This window comes from Micromonospora sp. NBC_01739 (assembly GCF_035920385.1).
GTDB lineage: Bacteria > Actinomycetota > Actinomycetes > Mycobacteriales > Micromonosporaceae > Micromonospora.
On sequence record NZ_CP109151.1, the window covers coordinates 4,989,137 to 5,007,324 of the forward strand.

Here is an 18,188-nt window from a genome sequence, read left to right on the forward strand (position 1 = left end):
GCCGTAGGCTGGCCGCGCGTCGATAGTGTTGGAGCGGGCGGCGATGGATCTTCTCTTGGCCTGCCCCTCCTGCCGGGCGACACCTCTGCGAGACAACGCGAGTGGCCCGGCTGACGGGTGCGGACCGACCATCCGAAGCGGGCAGGGATGACAGGTGCATGACGACGGCAGGTATGACGATCCGCGCGTGACCGGGTCCGCTGGTGACCCTGTTTCACGTGAAACCGAATACCCGGGTTGGCGGTCCTCCGGGGCCGGGTCGAACCCGTCAGACCCTCACGCGGAGGAGTCCCCAGCGGATGCGCCGTGGCCGCGCAGCGGAGAGGCGGGTCGGGAGGGGCCGGATTCAGCGGCTCGCCCGGGCAATGCCACCCCGGAGGCGCGGGTGATTCCGATCCGTCGAAACACCTCGGCCTCGGCACGTTTCGAGGCGGCACCCTCGTACCAGCCCGTGCCGGACCCTCGGCCTGCGTCCGACACGCCCGCCGGCCCCTACGAGCCGGCAGCACCCGAGGCCGCGTACGTTTCACGTGAAACCCCGACGCGCGAAGAGGATGACCCACCGTTGGCTATGGAGGCGATGCGCGCCGTGCAGATCCTGAATCCCAGTGGCGAGGTGACAATGCCTCGGCCGGAACGGACCCGGGTGATGTGCGTCGCCAACCAGAAGGGCGGCGTGGGGAAGACCACGACCACGGTCAACCTGGCAGTGGCGCTGGCCCTGCATGGCAACCGGGTACTGGTGGTGGACCTCGACCCGCAGGGCAACGCCTCCACCGGGCTGAACGTTCCGCACCACACCGGGGTGCCGGACGTGTACGACTGCCTGATCAACAGCGTGCCCCTGGAGGAGGTGGCACAGGGGGTTGAGGGCATCCCGAACCTCTGGTGCGTACCGGCCACGATCGACCTGGCCGGCGCGGAGATCGAACTGGTCTCCGTGGTGGCCCGCGAGTCCCGGCTGGCCCGGGCGATCGACGCTTACCCCGGGCACTTCGACTACGTCTTCATCGACTGCCCGCCGTCGCTGGGCCTGTTGACGGTGAACGCCTTGGTGGCCGCCCAGGAGGTTCTCATCCCCATTCAGTGCGAGTACTACGCGCTGGAAGGGCTGAACCAACTGATCAACAACATCAATCTGGTACGCCAACACCTCAACCCGCGGCTTGAGGTGTCCACCATCCTGCTCACCATGTACGACCGGCGTACCCGGCTCGCCGACGCCGTCGAGCAGGATGTGCGGAACCACTTCGGTGACAAGGTGCTGCAGGCGGTCATCCCCCGTAACGTCCGGGTCTCCGAGGCGCCCAGCTACGGCCAGTCGGTGATGACCTACGATCCCGGATCGCGGGGGGCGACGAGTTACTTCGAAGCTGCCCAGGAGATCGCCGAGCGGGGCGTCAAGGAGCCGGTGAGCCGGAATGCGTAGTGCGGATGAGGCGCTGGGAGGCGTGGCATGAAGAACCGTCCTCGGGGCGGTCTGGGACGGGGCCTGGGGGCCCTGATTCCGACCGGACCGGCACCGGATGCCGGTGCTGGTTCTGCCGTGATCCCGGCCGAAGCGAGCGCGGCGCAGGCCGTCGAGATGGCACCTGTGGTGCCGTCGCCGGCTCCGGCGATCGCCCCTGATCCGATCCTGAGCCCGGTGCCCGGCGCACGCTTCGCCGAGATCCCGGTCGACTCGATCGTGCCCAACCCGAAACAGCCCCGGCAGGTCTTTGACGAGGAGGCCCTGGAGGAGCTGAAGACCTCGATCCGGGAGGTCGGCTTCCTCCAACCGATCGTGGTCCGGCAACTCGACGACGAGAAGTTCGAACTCGTCATGGGCGAGCGGCGCTGGCGAGCAGCCCAGGCGGTCGGGCGGGAGACCATCCCGGCGATCGTCCGGGACACCCGCGACGATGCGATGCTCCGGGACGCACTGCTGGAGAACATCCACCGGGCCAATCTGAACCCGCTGGAAGAGGCCGCGGCCTATCAGCAGCTGCTGGAGGAGTTCGGGGCCACCCACGAGGAGCTGGCCCGCCGGATCGGCCGCAGCCGACCGCAGATCTCCAACACCATCAGACTGCTGAACCTGCCGGCACCGGTGCAGCGCCGGGTAGCCGCCGGGGTGCTCTCGGCGGGGCACGCTCGGGCGCTGCTGAGTCTGGAGGACTCCGAGGCCCAGGAGCAGTTGGCGCTGCGGATCGTGGCCGAGGGCCTGTCGGTACGAGCGACGGAAGAGATCGTCGCGCTCTCGCTGAGCGAGGGCACCGGGAAGAAGGAGCCGGCCAAGCGTCGGGCCAAGCCGCACGCCCCCGGGCTGGATGATCTGGCCGACCGGCTCTCCGATCGCTTCGACACCCGGGTCAAGGTCGACATCGGCCGGAGCAAGGGCAAGATCACTATCGAGTTCGCCACGGTCGACGACCTGGAGCGGATCGTCGACCTCATCGGGGTGGACCGGAATCAGCCGGAGGGCTGAGGGGCGACGACCCCCGACAACGGCCGCATCTTCTTCGGAAGGTGCGGCCGTTCTGCTGGGCCAGTTTCACGTGAAACCGTTCCGGGCCCGTTTCCCGTGAAACGCCGCAGAGGTCGTCGCCTGGGCGCCGGAAGGCTCCTTCCTCAGCCGAGGGCGGGCCAGCAGGTTCGCGGCGGAGGCCACCGGAGCACCGCATGCGGACCGTGCCGAACCTGATCAGTCTCGGAGTTGCCGATCGGGCGTCTCACTGAGGGGCGTGCCGGGCCAAGCCACCAACGGCGGGTGCGTAGGTGCGGGGCGGACAGTCGAGTGGTGTGCCGGGCTGGACATGGGCGGAGACCGCCGGCAGGCCGAGAGTGGGGCCAGGGGTGTAAGAGCCAGGGGTGAACGGGAGTCAGGCCCTATCGACGACGGGCATGTGCCCACCCAGGACATGAAGCTGACTATGGCGGCCTGAGCGGGAGCCAGGCTGAGTGAAGGCAGTGGGGTGGGGTTCGAATGCCGGACTATCGTTCGGGTGGCCCCAGGGCGACCAGCGGCCACGATCCGGCGGTCACCGCCGGGACCACCGCGAGACCGCAGGGCAGCCCGCCGTCGCGCGCAGGTGACCTGTCGGCCACGATCCCTGTCGAACTGCTTGCCCGCAGAACGGCCTAGCTCTCGTGGAGTGGCCGGGACCGGAGGCTGATCGGCCTCTCTCACGTCCGCCGTCCCAGGCGGGTCGTCACCTTAAGCCAGACACCCGCGTTACCTAGAAGGTCGGCACTCCGTCAGCGGGCGTCGCAGGAGGGACGACGATCGGTCTCCCCGGCGCCCAAGAATCGCATCGAGCCGGTGTTCGGTTTCACGTGAAACGGGCCTCCGGATCCGGGCGGATGTCGCCCCTACAGGTCGTCCAGACCCGGAAATGTTATCCACACCCGTTATCCACAGCCCGGCGCCGTTTCACGTGGAACAACTACCGAAAGCCCTTGTTGAGGCAGGGCTTGCCGGTCTGCCGAGACCATCGGACAGCCTGTGGATATCCCTGGGGACAACGGCCAGGGGCGGCCCGAGTCGACACCGAGACCACCGGCTGAGGCGAACTCGATTCGGGTGGGGACAGGGGTGCCGGACTCGGTTAGGGTCAGCCTCGTGCCCGACACCCCTCCCTCAGTTCCGGACTTCACCCAGTGGCCGTCCTTCCCCTTCGAGGGTGACCTGCGGGTCAAACGCCTCGACGATCCCGTTCCGGTAGAGCCGCCCCGCAAGGGCGAGGCGCACCGGGAATGCACCGCCTGCCAGGCGCCGGACGACGCCTACATCTGGGTCGGTGAGCGGTGGCGCGTGCGTGCGATGGACCGCCCTACCGGCCTGCCGATGGTTCTCATCCTGGAATCCCGATCCCACCTGGACCTGGGGGACCTGCCCAACCTCCTCGCCGCCGAGCTGGGGGTGATGACCGTCCGACTGGAACGCGCCATCCGGTCCCTGGACGGGGTGGCTCGGGTCCATGTCAACCGCTGGGGAGACGGCTCGGCTCACCTGCACATGTGGTTCCTCGCCCGTCCGTACGGGCGGCTCCAGTTGCGGGGAACCTTCCTCTCCCTCTGGGACTCGATCCTGCCGCCCATCTCGGAGGAGAAGTGGCGAGAGAACCTGGCCCTGGTGGCCGCCTGGCTGGCGGAGTTCGGTGGACGTCCGCTGGCCGAGCCGCCCCGAATTCAGTGGCAGGCCCCGTCCAGCCTCGCCGCGCAGTCCGCCCCGGCCAAGGGTGAACCGACCGAGGGCGGGTCGCTGCTGGACGCCATCGGGGAGACCGCGGAGCCTCCCGATGCGCCGGGCGGAGTGGTCGAGCCCGCTACCGAGGCGCCGGCCACCACCCCCTCGGCCGAGGCGGCCGAGGCGGCCGAGGCGTTGCCACCGCAGCGCAGCATCCCGGAACAGGAGGCTGGGTCCGACGCTGAGGAAGTCCCGGCCGAGCCGGAAGAACTGCCGACCGAGGAGGCCGATGCGGCGACCCCGACCGGGCCTACCGCTGGGAGTAAGAAAGCGACTTCAGGCCCGCAGGCGTGAGCAAACCCGGCCGGCCGCCTTTAGCGACCCCGGCCCGCAGGCGTGAGCAACCTCCGGCCCGCAGGCCGTGAACGAACGGCGTGAAGTCAACGGCACCCGCAGGCGTGAGGCAACGGCGCCCCTAGGCGTGCGCGAACGCCCAGCAAGCGTGCGCTAGCGGTGCCAGGAACCGCCCAGACCGAGCGGGCACGCAACCGGGTACTCCGGAGGGCTAGGGGGCCGTCGAGCTGGCCCAAGAGCCCACGCTGTAGCTGGCGCCCGTGGCCAGGTGCTGTGGAGGGGTCAGCGGCGAGCTGCGGCGCGGGCGACCAGGGAACCGATCACCCGGCCGAAGTCCAGCCCGGCCGCCTGCACCGCCAGTGGCAGCAGCGAGGTCTCCGTCATCCCCGGGGAGACGTTGACCTCCAGGACGTGCGGCTGTCCGGCCGCGTCGACGATCAGGTCCACCCGGCTGAGGTCGCGTAGCCCGAGGGCCGCGTGGGCGGCCAGCGCCACCTCGCCCACCGCCTCGGCGACGGCCGGTTCCAGTCGCGCGGGGGTGTGCCAGGTGGTCCGGCCGGCGGTGTAGCGCGCCGCGTAGTCGTAGACGCCGTTGCGCGGCACGATCTCGACCGGCGGCAGAGCCTGGGGCCCGTCGCCCAGGTCGATGACGGAGACCGCTACGTCCATGCCGGGCACGTAGCGCTCCACGAGGGCGGTGGGGTCGTACGCGAAACAACCGACCATGGCGGCCGGCAGGGACCCCGCGTCCCGGACCACGGCGGCGCCGAGGCCGGAACCGCCCTGGGCGGGCTTGACCATCAGCGGCAGCCCCAGCCGGTCGACGATGCGATCCAGCACCGCCACCGCGCCCAACTCGCTGAACCGGTCGTGAGGCAGGGCCACCCAGTCGGGGGTGGCGATGCCGGCTTCCCGGAGCACAGCCTTGGCCGAGGGCTTGTCCCAGGCCAGGCGGGAGGCCCGGGCGTCACACCCGACGTACGGGATCCCGCAGAGGTCGAGCACCCCGCGCAGCGAGCCGTCCTCCCCGGTGGCCCCGTGCAGGGCGATCACCACGGCGTCCGGCGGATCGGCGGCCAGCGCCGGCAGCAGGGCCACGTCGGCGTCGCGCAACTCGGCCGGTACCCCGACCGACCGCAGGGCGTCCAGCACCCGGCGGCCCGAGCGCAGCGACACGTCCCGTTCGTACGACAGGCCACCGGCCAGGACGACCACGTGCAGGTCTTCGGCGGTGGGACCGGACACGTCAGTTCCTTCGGCAGCGGCAGCACCCATGTCGGGCATCATGCCAAGTCGGGTCCCGGGGTGTCCGAGCCGGCCTGGCCACGCCGGGTGCCCGGCCCGCCAACCGTGCCGAACACCCGCCGCATGGCGATGTCCTGCTCCATCACGCCGGCCAGCCGGCGCACCCCCTCCCGGATCCGCTCCGGGGGTGGGAAGGAGAAGTTCAGCCGGATGTTGCTGGCCCCGTTGCCGTCGGCGTAGAAACCGGTGCCCGGCACGTAGGCGACCCGGGCGGCGATGGCCCGCGGCATCATCGCCTTCGAGTCCAGCCCGTCCGGCAGGGTGGCCCAGACGAAGAGGCCACCGGCCGGGTTGGTCCACCTGGTCCCGGCCGGCATCAGGTCGGCCAGGGCGGCCAGCATCGCGTCCCGCCGTTCCCGGTAGACCTCCTGGTAGACCTTGAGCTGCTCACGCCAGGGCATGGTGCTCAGGTAGGTGCTGACGGCCGCCTGCGCGTACGCGCTGGGGCAGAGGATCTGGGCCTCGCTGGCGATGACCAGCTTGTCGCGTACGGCGTGTGGGGCCAGGATCCAGCCCACCCGCAGCCCCGGGGCGAAGGTCTTGGAGAAGGTGCTGAGGTAGAAGACCCCGTGGCGGCGCCGGGCCCGCAGGGGTGCGGGGGCCGACCCCTCGAAACCCAGCTGACCGTACGGGTCGTCCTCGACCACCAGCAGACCGGCCCGTTCGCAGATGTCCAGCACCCGCTCCCGGCGCTCCTCGGTCAGCGTCACTCCGGCCGGGTTCTGGTAGGTCGGGATCGTGTAGAGGAACTTGACCCGCCGACCGGCCCGGGCCTGCTCCGCGATGGCCGTCTCCAGGGCCTCCGGGATCAGCCCGTCCTCGTCCATCGGTACGTGCACGACCTGCGCCTGGGCGGCCTGGAAGACCCCGAGAGCGCCGACGTAGGTCGGTCCCTCGGCGAGTACCACGTCACCCGGGTCGAGGAAGAGTCGGGCCACCAGGTCGAGGGCCTGCTGCCCTCCGACGGTCACCACCACGTCGTCCGGTGAAGCCCCGCAGGCCGCGTCGATGCCGGAGAGGGACATCACCTCGCAGATCCGCTCGCGCAGCTCCAGGGTGCCCTGGCCGATGCCGTACTGGAGGGTGGTGGCCCCGTGCTCGCTGCTGAGCCGGCCGAGCATCTCACCCACCGCGTCCAGCGGCAGCGCGGCGATGTACGGGGCACCACCGGCCAGGGAGACGACCTCCGGTCGGCTGGCGACCGCGAACAGGGCCCGGATCTCCGAGGCGGTCATCCCCCGCACCCGGCGGGCGTACCGGTCGGTGTAATCGTCGAGTGTCGTGCCGGTCATGACATCACCTCGATGCTGCGCAGACGGCTCCCGCCCCGGATACCCGGGACTGCGGCGACCATGGCGGCACGGCGCGCCGAGTGCCGATCCTAGCCGCCGGACAGCGCCGACGGCTCGTGTGATTCTTCGCCCGTCCACATACCGGACCGGCCTGCAACCGCCCTGAGGTGGGCGTTCAGCTGTCCTCTCCCGCGTCGCCGATCGGCGGCGTACGATCGCTCGTCGGGGCGGGGATGCGGCGGGTGGCGTCCGAGCCGGTCCCATTGCCGAGCCTAGTGTGGGGAAGCACTCAATGTCGCGACGTCTGGTCAGCCTGACCCTGGACACCCTGGAGGACCTGCCCCGTCCGTGCCGGCAATGTGTCTACTGGGAGCTGGATCCGGTTTCCGCCGACCGTGCCTGTGCGGCTGGTGACCCTGGCCTGGAGAAGGAGGCCTGGGTCTCGCAGACCCTGCTGGAGTGGGGTTCCTGCGGCAAGCTGATCTACGTCGACGGGATGCCGGCCGGGTTCGTCATGTACGCCCCACCGGCGTACGTGCCCCGTTCGATGGCGTTTCCGACCTCGCCGGTCTCCGCCGACGCGGCGCTGCTGATGACGGCGAACGTGGTTCCCGCCTTCGCCGGCGGCGGGCTGGGCCGGATGCTGGTGCAGGGGGTCGCCCGTGATCTGACCAAGCGGGGGATCAAGGCGATCGAGGCCTTCGGCGATGCCAAGTTCGGTGACGCGGCCGACCCGGCGGGTGCCTGCGTCGCCCCTGCGGACTTCTTCCTCTCGGTCGGCTTCAAGACCGTCCGGCCGCACCCCCGCTATCCCCGTCTGCGTCTGGAACTGCGGACGGCGTTGAGCTGGAAGTCAGACGTGGAGTACGCGCTGGAGAAGCTGCTCGGCTCGATGAGCCCGGAGTCCCTGCTGCGCCCGGTACGCCCCACCCCGGCCACCCGCTCGACCACCGTCTGAGGGCCACGGACGGCGGCGGTCAGTCGACCACGTTTCCGGCGGCCACGGCGGCCCGCAGTTCACTGACATCGAGGGATCCGGTCGGTACGTCCCGTTCGTCCGGTAGGTACATCCGTTGCACCCCCGCCACGATCGCCTCGACCAGGGTGTCCCGGAACCGGGGTTCGATCAGCCGGGCGCGATCCGTCGGTGAGGTCAGGTAGCCGACCTCGATGCGTACCGCCGGCATCCGGGTGAGTCGCAGCAGGTCCCATGCCTTGGCGTGGGTACGGCAGTCCCGCAGCCCGGTGCGGGCCACGATCTCCCGCTGCACCAGCCCGGCCAGCCGTTCCCCGGTGGCCGAGGTGACCCCGTTGTCGGTGCCGTAGTGGTAGGTGGCGACCCCCTCGGCAGCCGGATTGGGGTGCTCGTCGGTGTGCAGGGAGACGAACACGTCCGCGCCGAGGGAGTTGGCCAGATGCGCCCGGTCGATGTCGGGCAGGCAGGTCTCCGGCGCCGGCCCTCGGGTGAGCTGCACCCGGACCCCGGAGGCGGCGAGCCGACCCTCGAGCCGGCTGGCCAGGTCGTGCATCAGGTCCGCCTCGGTCCACCGCAGGGGCCCGTCGGGTACGACCACCCCGCAGTCGGTGCCGCCGTGGCCCGGGTCGATGACCACCGTCCGGCCGACCAGGGTGGGACCGGACTGCCGGATGGCGTCGGATTCGCGCAGCCACTGGGGTCGACCGCCGACCACCTTGCGGCCGAGTCGGCGTAGCGCCCCCATGGTGTGCGGGCCGCAGGTGCCGTCCGGGGTCAACCCCACCTCCCGCTGGAACTGGGCCACCGCCCGGGAGGTACGGATGCCGTAGATGGCGTCGGCTCGGCCGGCGTCGTACCCCATCTCCAGGAGTCGTTCCTGCAGCGACCGGACATCCTCACCGGTGAGCGGCACCGGCACCGCGTGGTAGAGGGTGCGGGCCCCCAGGCGCCAGCGGGCGGCGTCCAGGGCCCGCCAGGTCTCGGCGCCGACCCGACCGTCGACGCTGAGCCCTCGGGACTGCTGGAAGGCCCGTACCGCCCGCTCGGTGGCGGCGTCGAACTCGTCGTCGTACGGGCCGGTGGTCTTGGAGAGGAGGTCCAGGCCGGTGAGTACCGCACGGATCTCGATCACCGCGGGTCCCCGGTCACCGGGACGGATCGGACGCACGCACGACCCCCTCTGTACGGTCGGTGGCTGGCCAGGCCTGACGGCGGTGGCTGCACCGCGACGAGGACCAGGTGGTCACCGGCCTCCGGCGGCCTCCCGGTTCGAGGTTATGCGCTGGCGATCCGCAGGGATGCAAAACGCCTCGACCCCGTTCCGGCGGACCGGACACGGGGTCGAGACGACGGGGCTTGCGAAGCTCAGAGGGCCGACTGGATGAGCTTGACCAGCTCGCCCTTGGGCTTGGCGCCGGCGATCGACTGCACCGGCTGGCCGTTCTTGAACACGGTGAGGGTCGGCACCGACATCACCCGGTAGGCGCGGGCCGTCTCCGGGTTCTCGTCGATGTTGAGCTTGACGATGCTGACCTGGTCGCCCATCTCGCCGGCGATCTCCTCCAGCAGCGGCGACACCTTGCGGCACGGTCCGCACCATTCGGCCCAGAAGTCCACCAAGACCGGCTTGTCGGACTGGAGTACGTCGACAACGAAACTAGCGTCGGTGACCGACTTGGTTGCTCCCACTTTTGGCTCCTCCTGCTTCGGTGTGTCTCGTTCAGCCCTGGGGCAGCGTGGCGATGAAGCGTTCTGCGTCGAGTGCGGCGGCGCAACCGGTGCCGGCTGCGGTGATGGCCTGCCGGTAGGTGTGGTCGACCAGGTCACCGGCGGCGAAGACACCCGGGATGTTGGTCCGGGTGCTCGGTGCCTCGACCTTCACGTACCCCTCGTCGTCCATCTCCACCTGCCCGCGGAACAGTTCGCTGCGGGGGTCGTGGCCGATCGCCACGAAGACGCCGGTGACGTCGAGCACCTTGGTCTCGCCGGTGTGCACATTGCGGACCCGGGCTCCGGTGACCTTGCCGTCCGCGCCGAGGATCTCCTCCACCACGGTGTTCCACTCGACCTTGATCTTGTCGTTGCTCAGCGCCCGCTCGGCCATGATCTTGCTGGCCCGGAAGGAGTCCCGGCGGTGGATGATGGTCACCGACTCGGCGAAACGGGTGAGGAAGTCGGCCTCCTCCATCGCGGAGTCACCGCCGCCGACCACCACGATGTGCTGGTTACGGAAGAAGAAGCCGTCGCAGGTGGCGCAGGAGGAGACGCCGTGGCCCAGGTACTCCTGCTCACCCGGTACGCCCAGCGGACGCCAGGCGGAGCCGGTGGCGAGGATGACCGCCCGGGCCCGGTAGGCGCTCTCGCCGACCCAGACCGTGCTCACCGCGCCCGGGTGGCCGGTGTCGGTCAACTCGACCCGGGTGACGTCATCGGTGAGGAACTCCGCGCCGAACCGCTCGGCCTGCTTGCGCATGTTGTCCATCAGCTCGGGGCCGAGAATGCCGTCCGCGAAGCCGGGGAAGTTCTCCACCTCGGTGGTGGTCATCAGCGCGCCGCCGGACTGGACGCCCTCGATGATCAAAGGCTTGAGGTTGGCCCGGGCGGCGTAGACCGCCGCGGTGTAGCCGGCCGGCCCGGAGCCGATGATGATGAGGTTGCGGACCTCGTCCACTGCCGTCTCCCAATCGTGTTGACTTAGTCGGCACCGGCGGTTGTGCCGATGTCGAGCCGAGTGCCGACGCGGCGGCAACTGACTTGCAGAACGTCATCGTAGGAACCGGAGATTCCCGAGCCGGTCATCCGGTGGGTCGCGTCACGGGGGCGACCAAAGTTCTCGGCGGCCGCGGACTCACCCTACCCGCGTCCGATAGCGGCTGTCCGAGCCGGACCCGGCGATACCACACTCGGGACCGCTGACCCACGCCCAGCGGGCACCGGAGGCGTCGACGAACCGGACCACCAGCGCCGGGAGCCCTTGGAAGCGGGCGTACTCGATGTCCTCGAAGACCAACGGCCGGGCACCGTGTTCGGTGCCGATGTCCGCCAGGCAGGCGGCCAGCGCCGACTGGTCGTCGAGCCGGGCCAGGTCGGCCGGACCGGCCATCCGCTCGTCACCGGCGTCCGGCGCTGCGGTACCGGCGAAGGCGCTGATCCTCGCCTCCGGCTCCTGGGTCAGTTCCTGGGGGGTGTAGTCCCGGGCGGTGTACCGCTGCGGGGTGCCCTGGGTGACCGGGGCGCGGTGTGGTTCGGCACCGGCTGCGGCCTGCTCGGGACCCTCCTGGCCCTCGTGGACGTACGGGCTGGTGACCGGCTCGTTCAGCGCGGTGTCCGCCGTCGTGTCTCCGCCGGAGTCCGGCCGGGCCAGTTGCAGGGCCCCCAGGCCGACGACCGCCGCGGCAGCCAGGGCCACCGGCCCGGCGATCCGGGCCCAGCGGCGGCTTCGCCGACCCGGCCGGGTGGCCGTGCGGTCTCGACCGGGTCGCGGTGCACCCTCCGGACGGCGGCCACCGAGCGGCTGGGCCGGCACCAGAGTCGGCAGCCCACCTCCGGCGTGGTCCACCTCCGTGGCCGGCAGGTCCGGGGCCGGTGAATCAGGGCCGGCCGGCAGCTCAGCGGCGTCCAGCGCGGCGAGGATCCGGTCGGCGACGTCGACCGGCATGGTCAGGGTGGGTTCGCCCCAGCCCAGCAGATCGGCGCGGACTTCGGCGACGGCCGGTGCGAGCAGGGCGTACGCCTGAGCCCAGGACGGATCCTGGGCGATCAGCCGGGCCACCTCGTCCTGTTCCGGAGTGCCCTCCAGGGCACCGCCGAGGTAGTCGGCGAGCAGGTCGTGGTCGACCTCGCTGAACTCCTCGGCAGTCACGCTTCCTCCTGGTCGACATCCGGCCCCCAGGACCGTCCTGACCCCGATCGGACGCCCCGCCGGGCTCCCGGGTTCCCTCCGGTGACCGCCGGCACTTCCGGGGCCGGCTCGTCACTCCCGGTTCGCAGGTTGCCGAGGAGCACCGCCAGCCGGGCCCGACCGCGGGCGCACCGACTTTTGACCGTCCCCTCGGCCACGCCGAGGATCAGGGCCACCTCGGCCACCGGGTAGCCCTGCACGTCCACCAGGATCAGCGCGGCCCGCTGCTCGACCGGCAGGGTGGCCAGGGCCGCCCGGACGGTCAGGGCGGTGTCGTGGTCGCGTACGGGTGCGGCCGGCTCGACCCCGCCGGTGCCGTGCCCCTCACGCGGCTCCCGGGTGCCGTCGGGCAGCGGCACGGTCGGATGGGCCTGACGCCGACGGATCCGGTCCAGGCAGGCGTTCACCACGATCCGGTGCAGCCAGGTGGTGACGGCCGCGTCGGCGCGGAACCGGTCGGCCGCCCGGTGCGCCGACAGCATGGCGTCCTGGAGGGCGTCGGCGGCCTCCTCGCGGTCGCCCAGGGTACGCAGGGCGACCGCCCAGAGCCGGTCCCGGTGCCGTTGGAACAGCACACCGAAGGCATGGCGATCACCGGCCACATGGGCGCGCAGCAGGTCGAGGTCGTTGACCGTCGCGTCCACCGCCGCTGCACCCGTCCGGCCGGAACCGGCACCGCCCCTCGCTGTCGCCATCGTCAGGCCCGGTCGGGGCACCGGTCCGGTCGGACCCGGCTCATGACCCCTGGACCGTGATCTCGTTGACCCCGACCTTGTAGCCACTGCCGTTCGGGGGCAGGTCGGTGATCCAGAACAGCAGGTAGCGGTACTTCTTGTCGGCGTCGAAGCCGTTGAAGGTCATCGTCGTGCCGTCGTGCGCCTCGAAGGGCTGACCGATCGGGTTCTTCTTGTACGCCTTGAGGATCTCGTCGTCGCCCTTGTTGGTCGAGGGCTGGTCGATGGTGCCGGTGAGCAGCTCCGCGGAGGCCCCGGTGTCGGAGAGGTTCACCTGGACCGACTTGATGGTGTGCTCGCCACCCAGGTCGATCCAGACCCCCATGCCGCGCTTGTAGTTGCCGAAGTTGCTGGCCCCACGGTAGGTCTGGGTGGACCAGCCCTCGTCCTTGTCGCCGTCGAACACCTTCTCGGCGTCGCGGACCTCGGCCCGGTCCCGGCTGTCCGGATCGATGATCCGGGCCGCACTGATCTTCAAATCCCGGACCGGCGGCGGCGCCGGTTCCTCGCTCAGCGGGGCGCTGGAACTGGGGGCGGCGACCGGACTGGTCTGCGGCTCGTCCTCGTCGCCGCCGAGGGTGCTGATGCCGATGAGCAGTCCCACCAGGGCTACCGCCAACAGACCCGCGATGCCGAGGGCGACCTTTCGGCCCCCGGCGGCGGCCAGGGGCGAGGGCTCCTCGCCGGTCTCGGCGGCGAAGCGCAGCGGACCGTGGGTGTCCAGGTAGTCGTCCTCGGGCACGTCGAGCCGGGCCAGTTCGGCCGCCAGGACGTCCGAGGAGGGCGGGGCGATGTCGGCGTCGAGCAGGTCCATCGTGAGGTCGTCCAGGTAGGCCGGCACCCCGGCCCGGACCTGACGGGGAGCCGCCGCCGTACCGTTGGCGTCCCGCACCGCGTCGGGGATCCCCGCCCGGCCGTGCCCGGCGGTGGCGCCCCGCAGCGGAGCCTCGGTGTGCGGCCAGTAGCCGGTCAGGGCGAAGTAGAGGAGGCCGCCGACCGCTCGGACGTCGTTCTCCTGGCTGTCGGCGCCGTCGGTACGGGCGTCCGCCAGCACCACCCGGCCGTCATCGCTGATCATCACGGTGCCCGGGTGCACGTTGCCGTGCACCATGCCGGTGGCGTGCACGGCCGCCAGAGCGCTGGCGACGGCGTTGCCGACCGCGGTGGCCCGCGCGGCGTCCAGGGGGCCGTCGGAGACCAGCTCCCGCAGCGACTGGCCATCGACCCACTCGCGTACCACGTAGGCCCGCTCGGCCTCGTCGATCGCGTCGTAGACCCCGACGAGATTGGGGTGGATGACCCGACTGGCCGCGACCGCGGCCTGGAGCATCTCGGTGGCGGAATCGCCACCCGGGTAGCGCATCACGACCGCTACGGGACGGCGCAGCACGACATCGACCCCACGCCACACCAACCGGCCGGCACTGTCGTTGTTGATGTGCTCGACCAGTTCGTAACGCTCGGCGAGGACCTCACCGGTCGTCGGAGCACCGAAGGTCATGACGGGCGGAGTGGTCTCGTCCGCGTCCTGACCCTCGCCGACCTGGGTCACCCGTCCTCCCTCGGTGATCTTGTCGATCGATGGACCCGCGCTGCTGGGCATGTGACTTCCCGCTCCGCATTCGTCTGGCACGGGGCGACCGGTTCCGACGCGAGCCGGTGCCTGCCGTACCCGTCGAGAGCGACCTTACCTGGGTTGGCCGTCTCCCCGACATGTCATCTTCCCGCCGTGACCAACAGGGGAGTCCCCAGTAGGGCGTACTCGTCCGGTTGCGACCGATGTCAGCCACGTTGCTGGTACATGTACCAGCCAATCTAGAGGCCGCCGACAACCAGCCGTCGCCGGGGCGGGACAGGCAGTAGGCGGTGGGTCAGGTCTCCGCGGGGTTCCCGTCGATCGGCCGACCACACTCCGACTTCCGGTTGGTTATCCACAGGCCGATCCGGTAGTTGAGCGGCGACGCGCGGAGTTATCCACAGGCCCATCCCCAGCCTGGTGATCCTCGATCACGCTCGGTGAATATCCGGCGATCAGCGTCCGAGTCGGCGCCGGACCATGGCGACCACATCGGTGATCTCGGAGATCCGCAGGACCATCGCCAGACCTAGATAGGTACCACCGATCACCGCGCCGCCCACCACCAGTTGGACGAGGGCCTCCAGGCGGGTCGGCGTGTCGCCACCGGGCAGCAGAGCTACCACCAGCAGGCCGACCAGGGCGGCACCGAGGGCGGCCACCGCCACCCTCCCCAGGGTGCGCACGATGCCGCCCAGCCCGATCCGACCCACCTTCGGCCGCAGCAGCCAGGCGGAGGCGATCGCGGCGGCCAGGTACGAGATCGTGTTGCCGATCATCATCCCGGAGGCCGCGAAGCTGGCCGAGAAGGCCGCGAACAGTCCGATCTGCACCAGCGCCCGCAGCGCCACCACCGGGATGTTGATCAGAGCCGGGGTGCGGGTGTCCGGCAGCGCGTAGAAGGCGAAGGTGAACAGCTGACTCACCGCGAAGGGCACCAGCGCCAAGGCGGCGAACAACAGCACCGGGGCGGTCGCCCGGGCGTTCTCGTCGGTGAAGGCCCCCCACCGGAACAGGGTGAAGGCGATCGGGGTGGCCAGCACGGCGTAGCAGATCGCGATCGGGGCCAGTACCGCGGAGACCGTGCGGGTGCCCCGGGACAGGTCGGCCGCCAGGTCGGCGAACCGGCCGTCTGCGGCGGCGGCGCTCATCCGGGGCATCAGGGCGGTGATGATCGAGACGGCGATGATGCCGTGCGCCATCATCAGCAACAGGAACACGTTGTTGTAGATCAGTGCCCCGGCGGCCTGCCCGCTGGTGCGGCTCAGCAGGTTGAACACCACGATCAGCCCGATCTGGCTGACCGCCACGTAACAGAACATCCAGGCGCCCAGCCGGCCCAGCTCGCCCAGCCCCAGGGCCCGGAAGTCGAACCGGAACCGCCACCGGAAGCCGACCTTGCGCAGGGCGGGCAGCAACCCGGCGGCCTGGACGGCCACCCCCAGCAGGGTGCCGCCGCCGATCAGCAGGATCCGCCCGGTGGTCATCTCGTCCGGGGCGAGGATGTCCGTGCTGAAGATCGCGATGTAGAGGCCGGCGGTGGCGATCACCACGATGTTGTTCAGGATCGGTGCCCACATCGGGGCGGCGAAGTGCCCCCGGGTGTTGAGTACCGCGCTGATCAGCGCACTCAGGCCGGTGAAGAAGATCATCGGCAGCATCAACCGGGCCAGGGAGGTGACCAGCGCCTGGTAGTCGGCCGGTGCCTCGTCGCTGGCGTACAACCAGGTGAGCACCGGTGCCATGGCGACCGCCAGCAGGGCCGCCGCGCCGAGGGCGACCACCGCCAGGGTGAGCAACCGCTGGGTGTACGCCTGGCCGCCGTCCGGGTCGAACTTGCGCCGACGCACCAGCACCGGGATCAGCACGCTGGTGAGGATGCCGCCGAGCAGGAACTCGTACACCATCCCGGGCAGGATCTGAGCGGTGGTGTACGCGTCACCGATCGCCGAACCGAGCGCGGCGGTGATCGCCAAGGTACGCAGGAAACCCGTACCCCGGCTGACCAGGCTGCCGATGGCCATGACCGCGCTGTTGGTCGCGGCGCTGCTCTCGGCCACCTGCTCCGGGGGTGGGGCGACCGACTCGGCGGCGGGCTGGTTGAGGGGATCGGCGGAGATGAACGTCGCGCCGTCACCCGGCCGGCCGCCGGGCGCACCGCCCTGCTGGGCGTTGGCGCTGCGGTAGAGCCCGCCGCTCATCTGTGCCTCCAAGGGGATAGGCCGGAGCCGGCACCGGCCCGCACGCCACAGACCTTAGTCAACCTCGGCCCGTTACCCGCGCCCGGCGGAGGAGATGCCCCTCAGGACCGATAGGCTGCTGATCCGATGTCCGACGCCGCCGCATCCCACGCCACCGACCGCCGCGAACTCAGCGCCGCTCAGCGCAACGCCGTCGCCGAACTGCTCCGGGTCTCCCCGGTCGCCGACGAGTTGGGCCGCCGGTTCGCCGCCGCCGGTCACGAACTGCATCTCGTGGGCGGCTCGGTACGCGACGCCCTGCTCGGCCGCCTCGGCGAGGATCTCGACTTCTGCACGGACGCGCACCCGGATCAGACCCTGGGCATCCTGCGCGGCTGGGCCGAGGCCATCTGGGAGACCGGCCGCGAGTTCGGCACCATCGGCTGCCAGCGCGACGGCCTGCGGCTGGAGATCACCACCTTCCGCGCCGAGTCGTACGACCAGGTGAGCCGGAACCCGGTGGTCGAGTACGGCACCAGCCTGACCGAGGACCTGCGGCGGCGGGACTTCACCATCAACGCGATGGCGGTGAGCCTGCCGGATCACCGGTTCACCGACCCGCACGGCGGCCTGGCGGACCTGGCCGCGAAGGTGGTCCGTACCCCGGGCACCCCGGCCGAGTCCTTCGGCGACGACCCGCTGCGGATGCTGCGGGCCGCCCGCTTCGCCGCCCAGCTGCGTTTCGCGGTCCACCCGGACGTGTACGCGGCGATGACCCGGATGGCGGCCGACCTGGACCGGATCACCGCCGAGCGGATCCGGGACGAGTTCACCAAGCTGCTCTGTGCCGCCGACCCGATCACCGGCCTGCGGCTGCTGGTCGACACCGGGCTGGCCGAGCGCTTCCTGCCCGAGTTGACCGGCCTCAAGCTGGAGATCGACGAGCACGCCCAGCACAAGGACGTCTACGAGCACACCCTCACGGTGGTGCGCAACGCCATCTCGTACGAGCAGGACGGGCCGGACTTCATCCTGCGGATGGCGGCCCTGATGCACGACGTCGGCAAGCCGGCCACCAAGGCGGTCGGGTCGGACGGCCGGGTCAGCTTCCATCACCACGAGGTGGTCGGGGCCCGGCTGACCAAAGCCCGGATGAAGGCCCTGCGCTACCCGAAGGACATCACCGCCAAGGTCACCGCCCTGGTCGCCCTGCACCTGCGCTTCTACGGGTACGGCCGGGGCGAGTGGACCGACTCGGCGGTCCGCCGGTACGTCACCGACGCCGGTGATCTGCTGTCCCGGCTGCACAAGCTGACCCGGTCGGACTGCACCACCCGCAACCGGCGCAAGGCGGCCCAGTTGGCGGCGGACTACGACGCCCTGGAGGAGCGGATCACCCGGATCGCCGCCGAGGAGGACCTGGCCCGGGTCCGCCCCGACCTGGACGGCAACGCGATCATGGAGTTGCTCGGCGTACCGCCGGGGCCGATCGTCGGGCGGGCCTGGAAGCACCTGAAGGACCTGCGCCTGGAACGCGGGCCCCTGGACCGCGACACGGCCGAGGTCGAACTCCTGCGCTGGGCCCGCGAGCAGGGCATCGATAGCTGAAGATCGGTCGGCCGCACCGGCTGGGCTGTCCTGGATCGACGGTCGCTACGACGAAACGCCCACGTTCCGACCAAACGGTGGAACCGGAGCTTGC

14 protein-coding genes are annotated in these 18,188 nt (G+C 70.8%); 5 read left to right on the forward strand and 9 right to left on the reverse strand.

The annotated features are described in order from the left end of the window. Window positions 1–154 precede the first annotated feature (154 nt). The 3 genes from OIE53_RS22650 (at window position 155) to OIE53_RS22660 (ending at window position 4,522) form a co-directional block, all read left to right on the forward strand. Window positions 155–1,429 carry a ParA family protein gene (locus tag OIE53_RS22650; protein ID WP_327023516.1) on the forward strand — a complete coding sequence of 425 codons (1,275 nt, stop codon included), beginning with the start codon at window positions 155–157 and terminating at the stop codon, window positions 1,427–1,429. Between the two features lie 27 nt (window positions 1,430–1,456). Further along, window positions 1,457–2,467 carry a ParB/RepB/Spo0J family partition protein gene (locus OIE53_RS22655; RefSeq protein ID WP_327023517.1) on the forward strand — a complete coding sequence of 337 codons (1,011 nt, stop codon included), beginning with the start codon at window positions 1,457–1,459 and terminating at the stop codon, window positions 2,465–2,467. Window positions 2,468–3,601: 1,134 nt separating this feature from the next. Then, window positions 3,602–4,522: a hypothetical protein gene (locus OIE53_RS22660; RefSeq protein ID WP_327023518.1), complete on the forward strand. Its 921-nt coding sequence runs from the start codon at window positions 3,602–3,604 to the stop codon at window positions 4,520–4,522. Window positions 4,523–4,804: 282 nt separating this feature from the next. Here the strand turns inward: OIE53_RS22660 and OIE53_RS22665 are convergent, their stop codons facing one another. After that, window positions 4,805–5,797 (reverse strand): D-alanine--D-alanine ligase family protein, encoded by a 993-nt coding sequence (locus OIE53_RS22665; protein WP_327023519.1) that lies wholly within the window; start codon window positions 5,795–5,797, stop codon window positions 4,805–4,807. Between the two features lie 8 nt (window positions 5,798–5,805). Beyond that, window positions 5,806–7,119, reverse strand: coding sequence for an aminotransferase-like domain-containing protein (locus tag OIE53_RS22670; RefSeq protein ID WP_327023520.1), 1,314 nt, complete (start codon window positions 7,117–7,119; stop codon window positions 5,806–5,808). A 292-nt stretch (window positions 7,120–7,411) separates the two neighbouring features. Here OIE53_RS22670 and OIE53_RS22675 point away from each other — a divergent pair, with 292 nt between their 5' ends. Further along, window positions 7,412–8,077, forward strand: coding sequence for a GNAT family N-acetyltransferase (locus tag OIE53_RS22675; RefSeq protein ID WP_327023521.1), 666 nt, complete (start codon window positions 7,412–7,414; stop codon window positions 8,075–8,077). Window positions 8,078–8,096: 19 nt separating this feature from the next. Here OIE53_RS22675 and OIE53_RS22680 read toward each other — a convergent pair whose 3' ends face one another. The 7 genes from OIE53_RS22680 to murJ form a co-directional block, all read right to left on the reverse strand. After that, window positions 8,097–9,263 (reverse strand): N-acetylmuramoyl-L-alanine amidase, encoded by a 1,167-nt coding sequence (locus OIE53_RS22680; protein ID WP_327023522.1) that lies wholly within the window; start codon window positions 9,261–9,263, stop codon window positions 8,097–8,099. A 197-nt stretch (window positions 9,264–9,460) separates the two neighbouring features. Then, window positions 9,461–9,784: a thioredoxin gene (gene trxA, locus OIE53_RS22685; protein ID WP_327023523.1), complete on the reverse strand. Its 324-nt coding sequence runs from the start codon at window positions 9,782–9,784 to the stop codon at window positions 9,461–9,463. Window positions 9,785–9,815: 31 nt separating this feature from the next. Further along, on the reverse strand, window positions 9,816–10,766 hold the full coding sequence (gene trxB / locus OIE53_RS22690) for a thioredoxin-disulfide reductase (protein WP_327023524.1): 951 nt from the start codon (window positions 10,764–10,766) through the stop codon (window positions 9,816–9,818). Between the two features lie 177 nt (window positions 10,767–10,943). Then, window positions 10,944–11,957 carry a hypothetical protein gene (locus tag OIE53_RS22695; RefSeq protein WP_327023525.1) on the reverse strand — a complete coding sequence of 338 codons (1,014 nt, stop codon included), beginning with the start codon at window positions 11,955–11,957 and terminating at the stop codon, window positions 10,944–10,946. After that, a complete protein-coding gene (sigM, locus tag OIE53_RS22700; protein ID WP_327023526.1) occupies window positions 11,954–12,691 on the reverse strand; it encodes an RNA polymerase sigma factor SigM in 738 nt (245 codons plus the stop codon). Before sigM ends, OIE53_RS22695 begins: the two co-directional genes overlap by 4 nt. Before the next feature lie 40 nt (window positions 12,692–12,731). Further along, entirely contained in the window at window positions 12,732–14,333 is a 1,602-nt protein-coding gene (locus tag OIE53_RS22705) for a protein kinase family protein (protein WP_327023527.1), read from the reverse strand. 428 nt (window positions 14,334–14,761) lie between these two features. Continuing rightward, on the reverse strand, window positions 14,762–16,507 hold the full coding sequence (murJ, locus tag OIE53_RS22710; protein ID WP_327023528.1) for a murein biosynthesis integral membrane protein MurJ: 1,746 nt from the start codon (window positions 16,505–16,507) through the stop codon (window positions 14,762–14,764). A 126-nt stretch (window positions 16,508–16,633) separates the two neighbouring features. Between murJ and OIE53_RS22715 the strand changes: the two genes are divergently transcribed. Next, complete coding sequence (locus tag OIE53_RS22715) at window positions 16,634–18,094, forward strand: CCA tRNA nucleotidyltransferase (protein WP_327023529.1); 1,461 nt, start codon at window positions 16,634–16,636, stop codon at window positions 18,092–18,094. Window positions 18,095–18,188 lie beyond the last annotated feature (94 nt).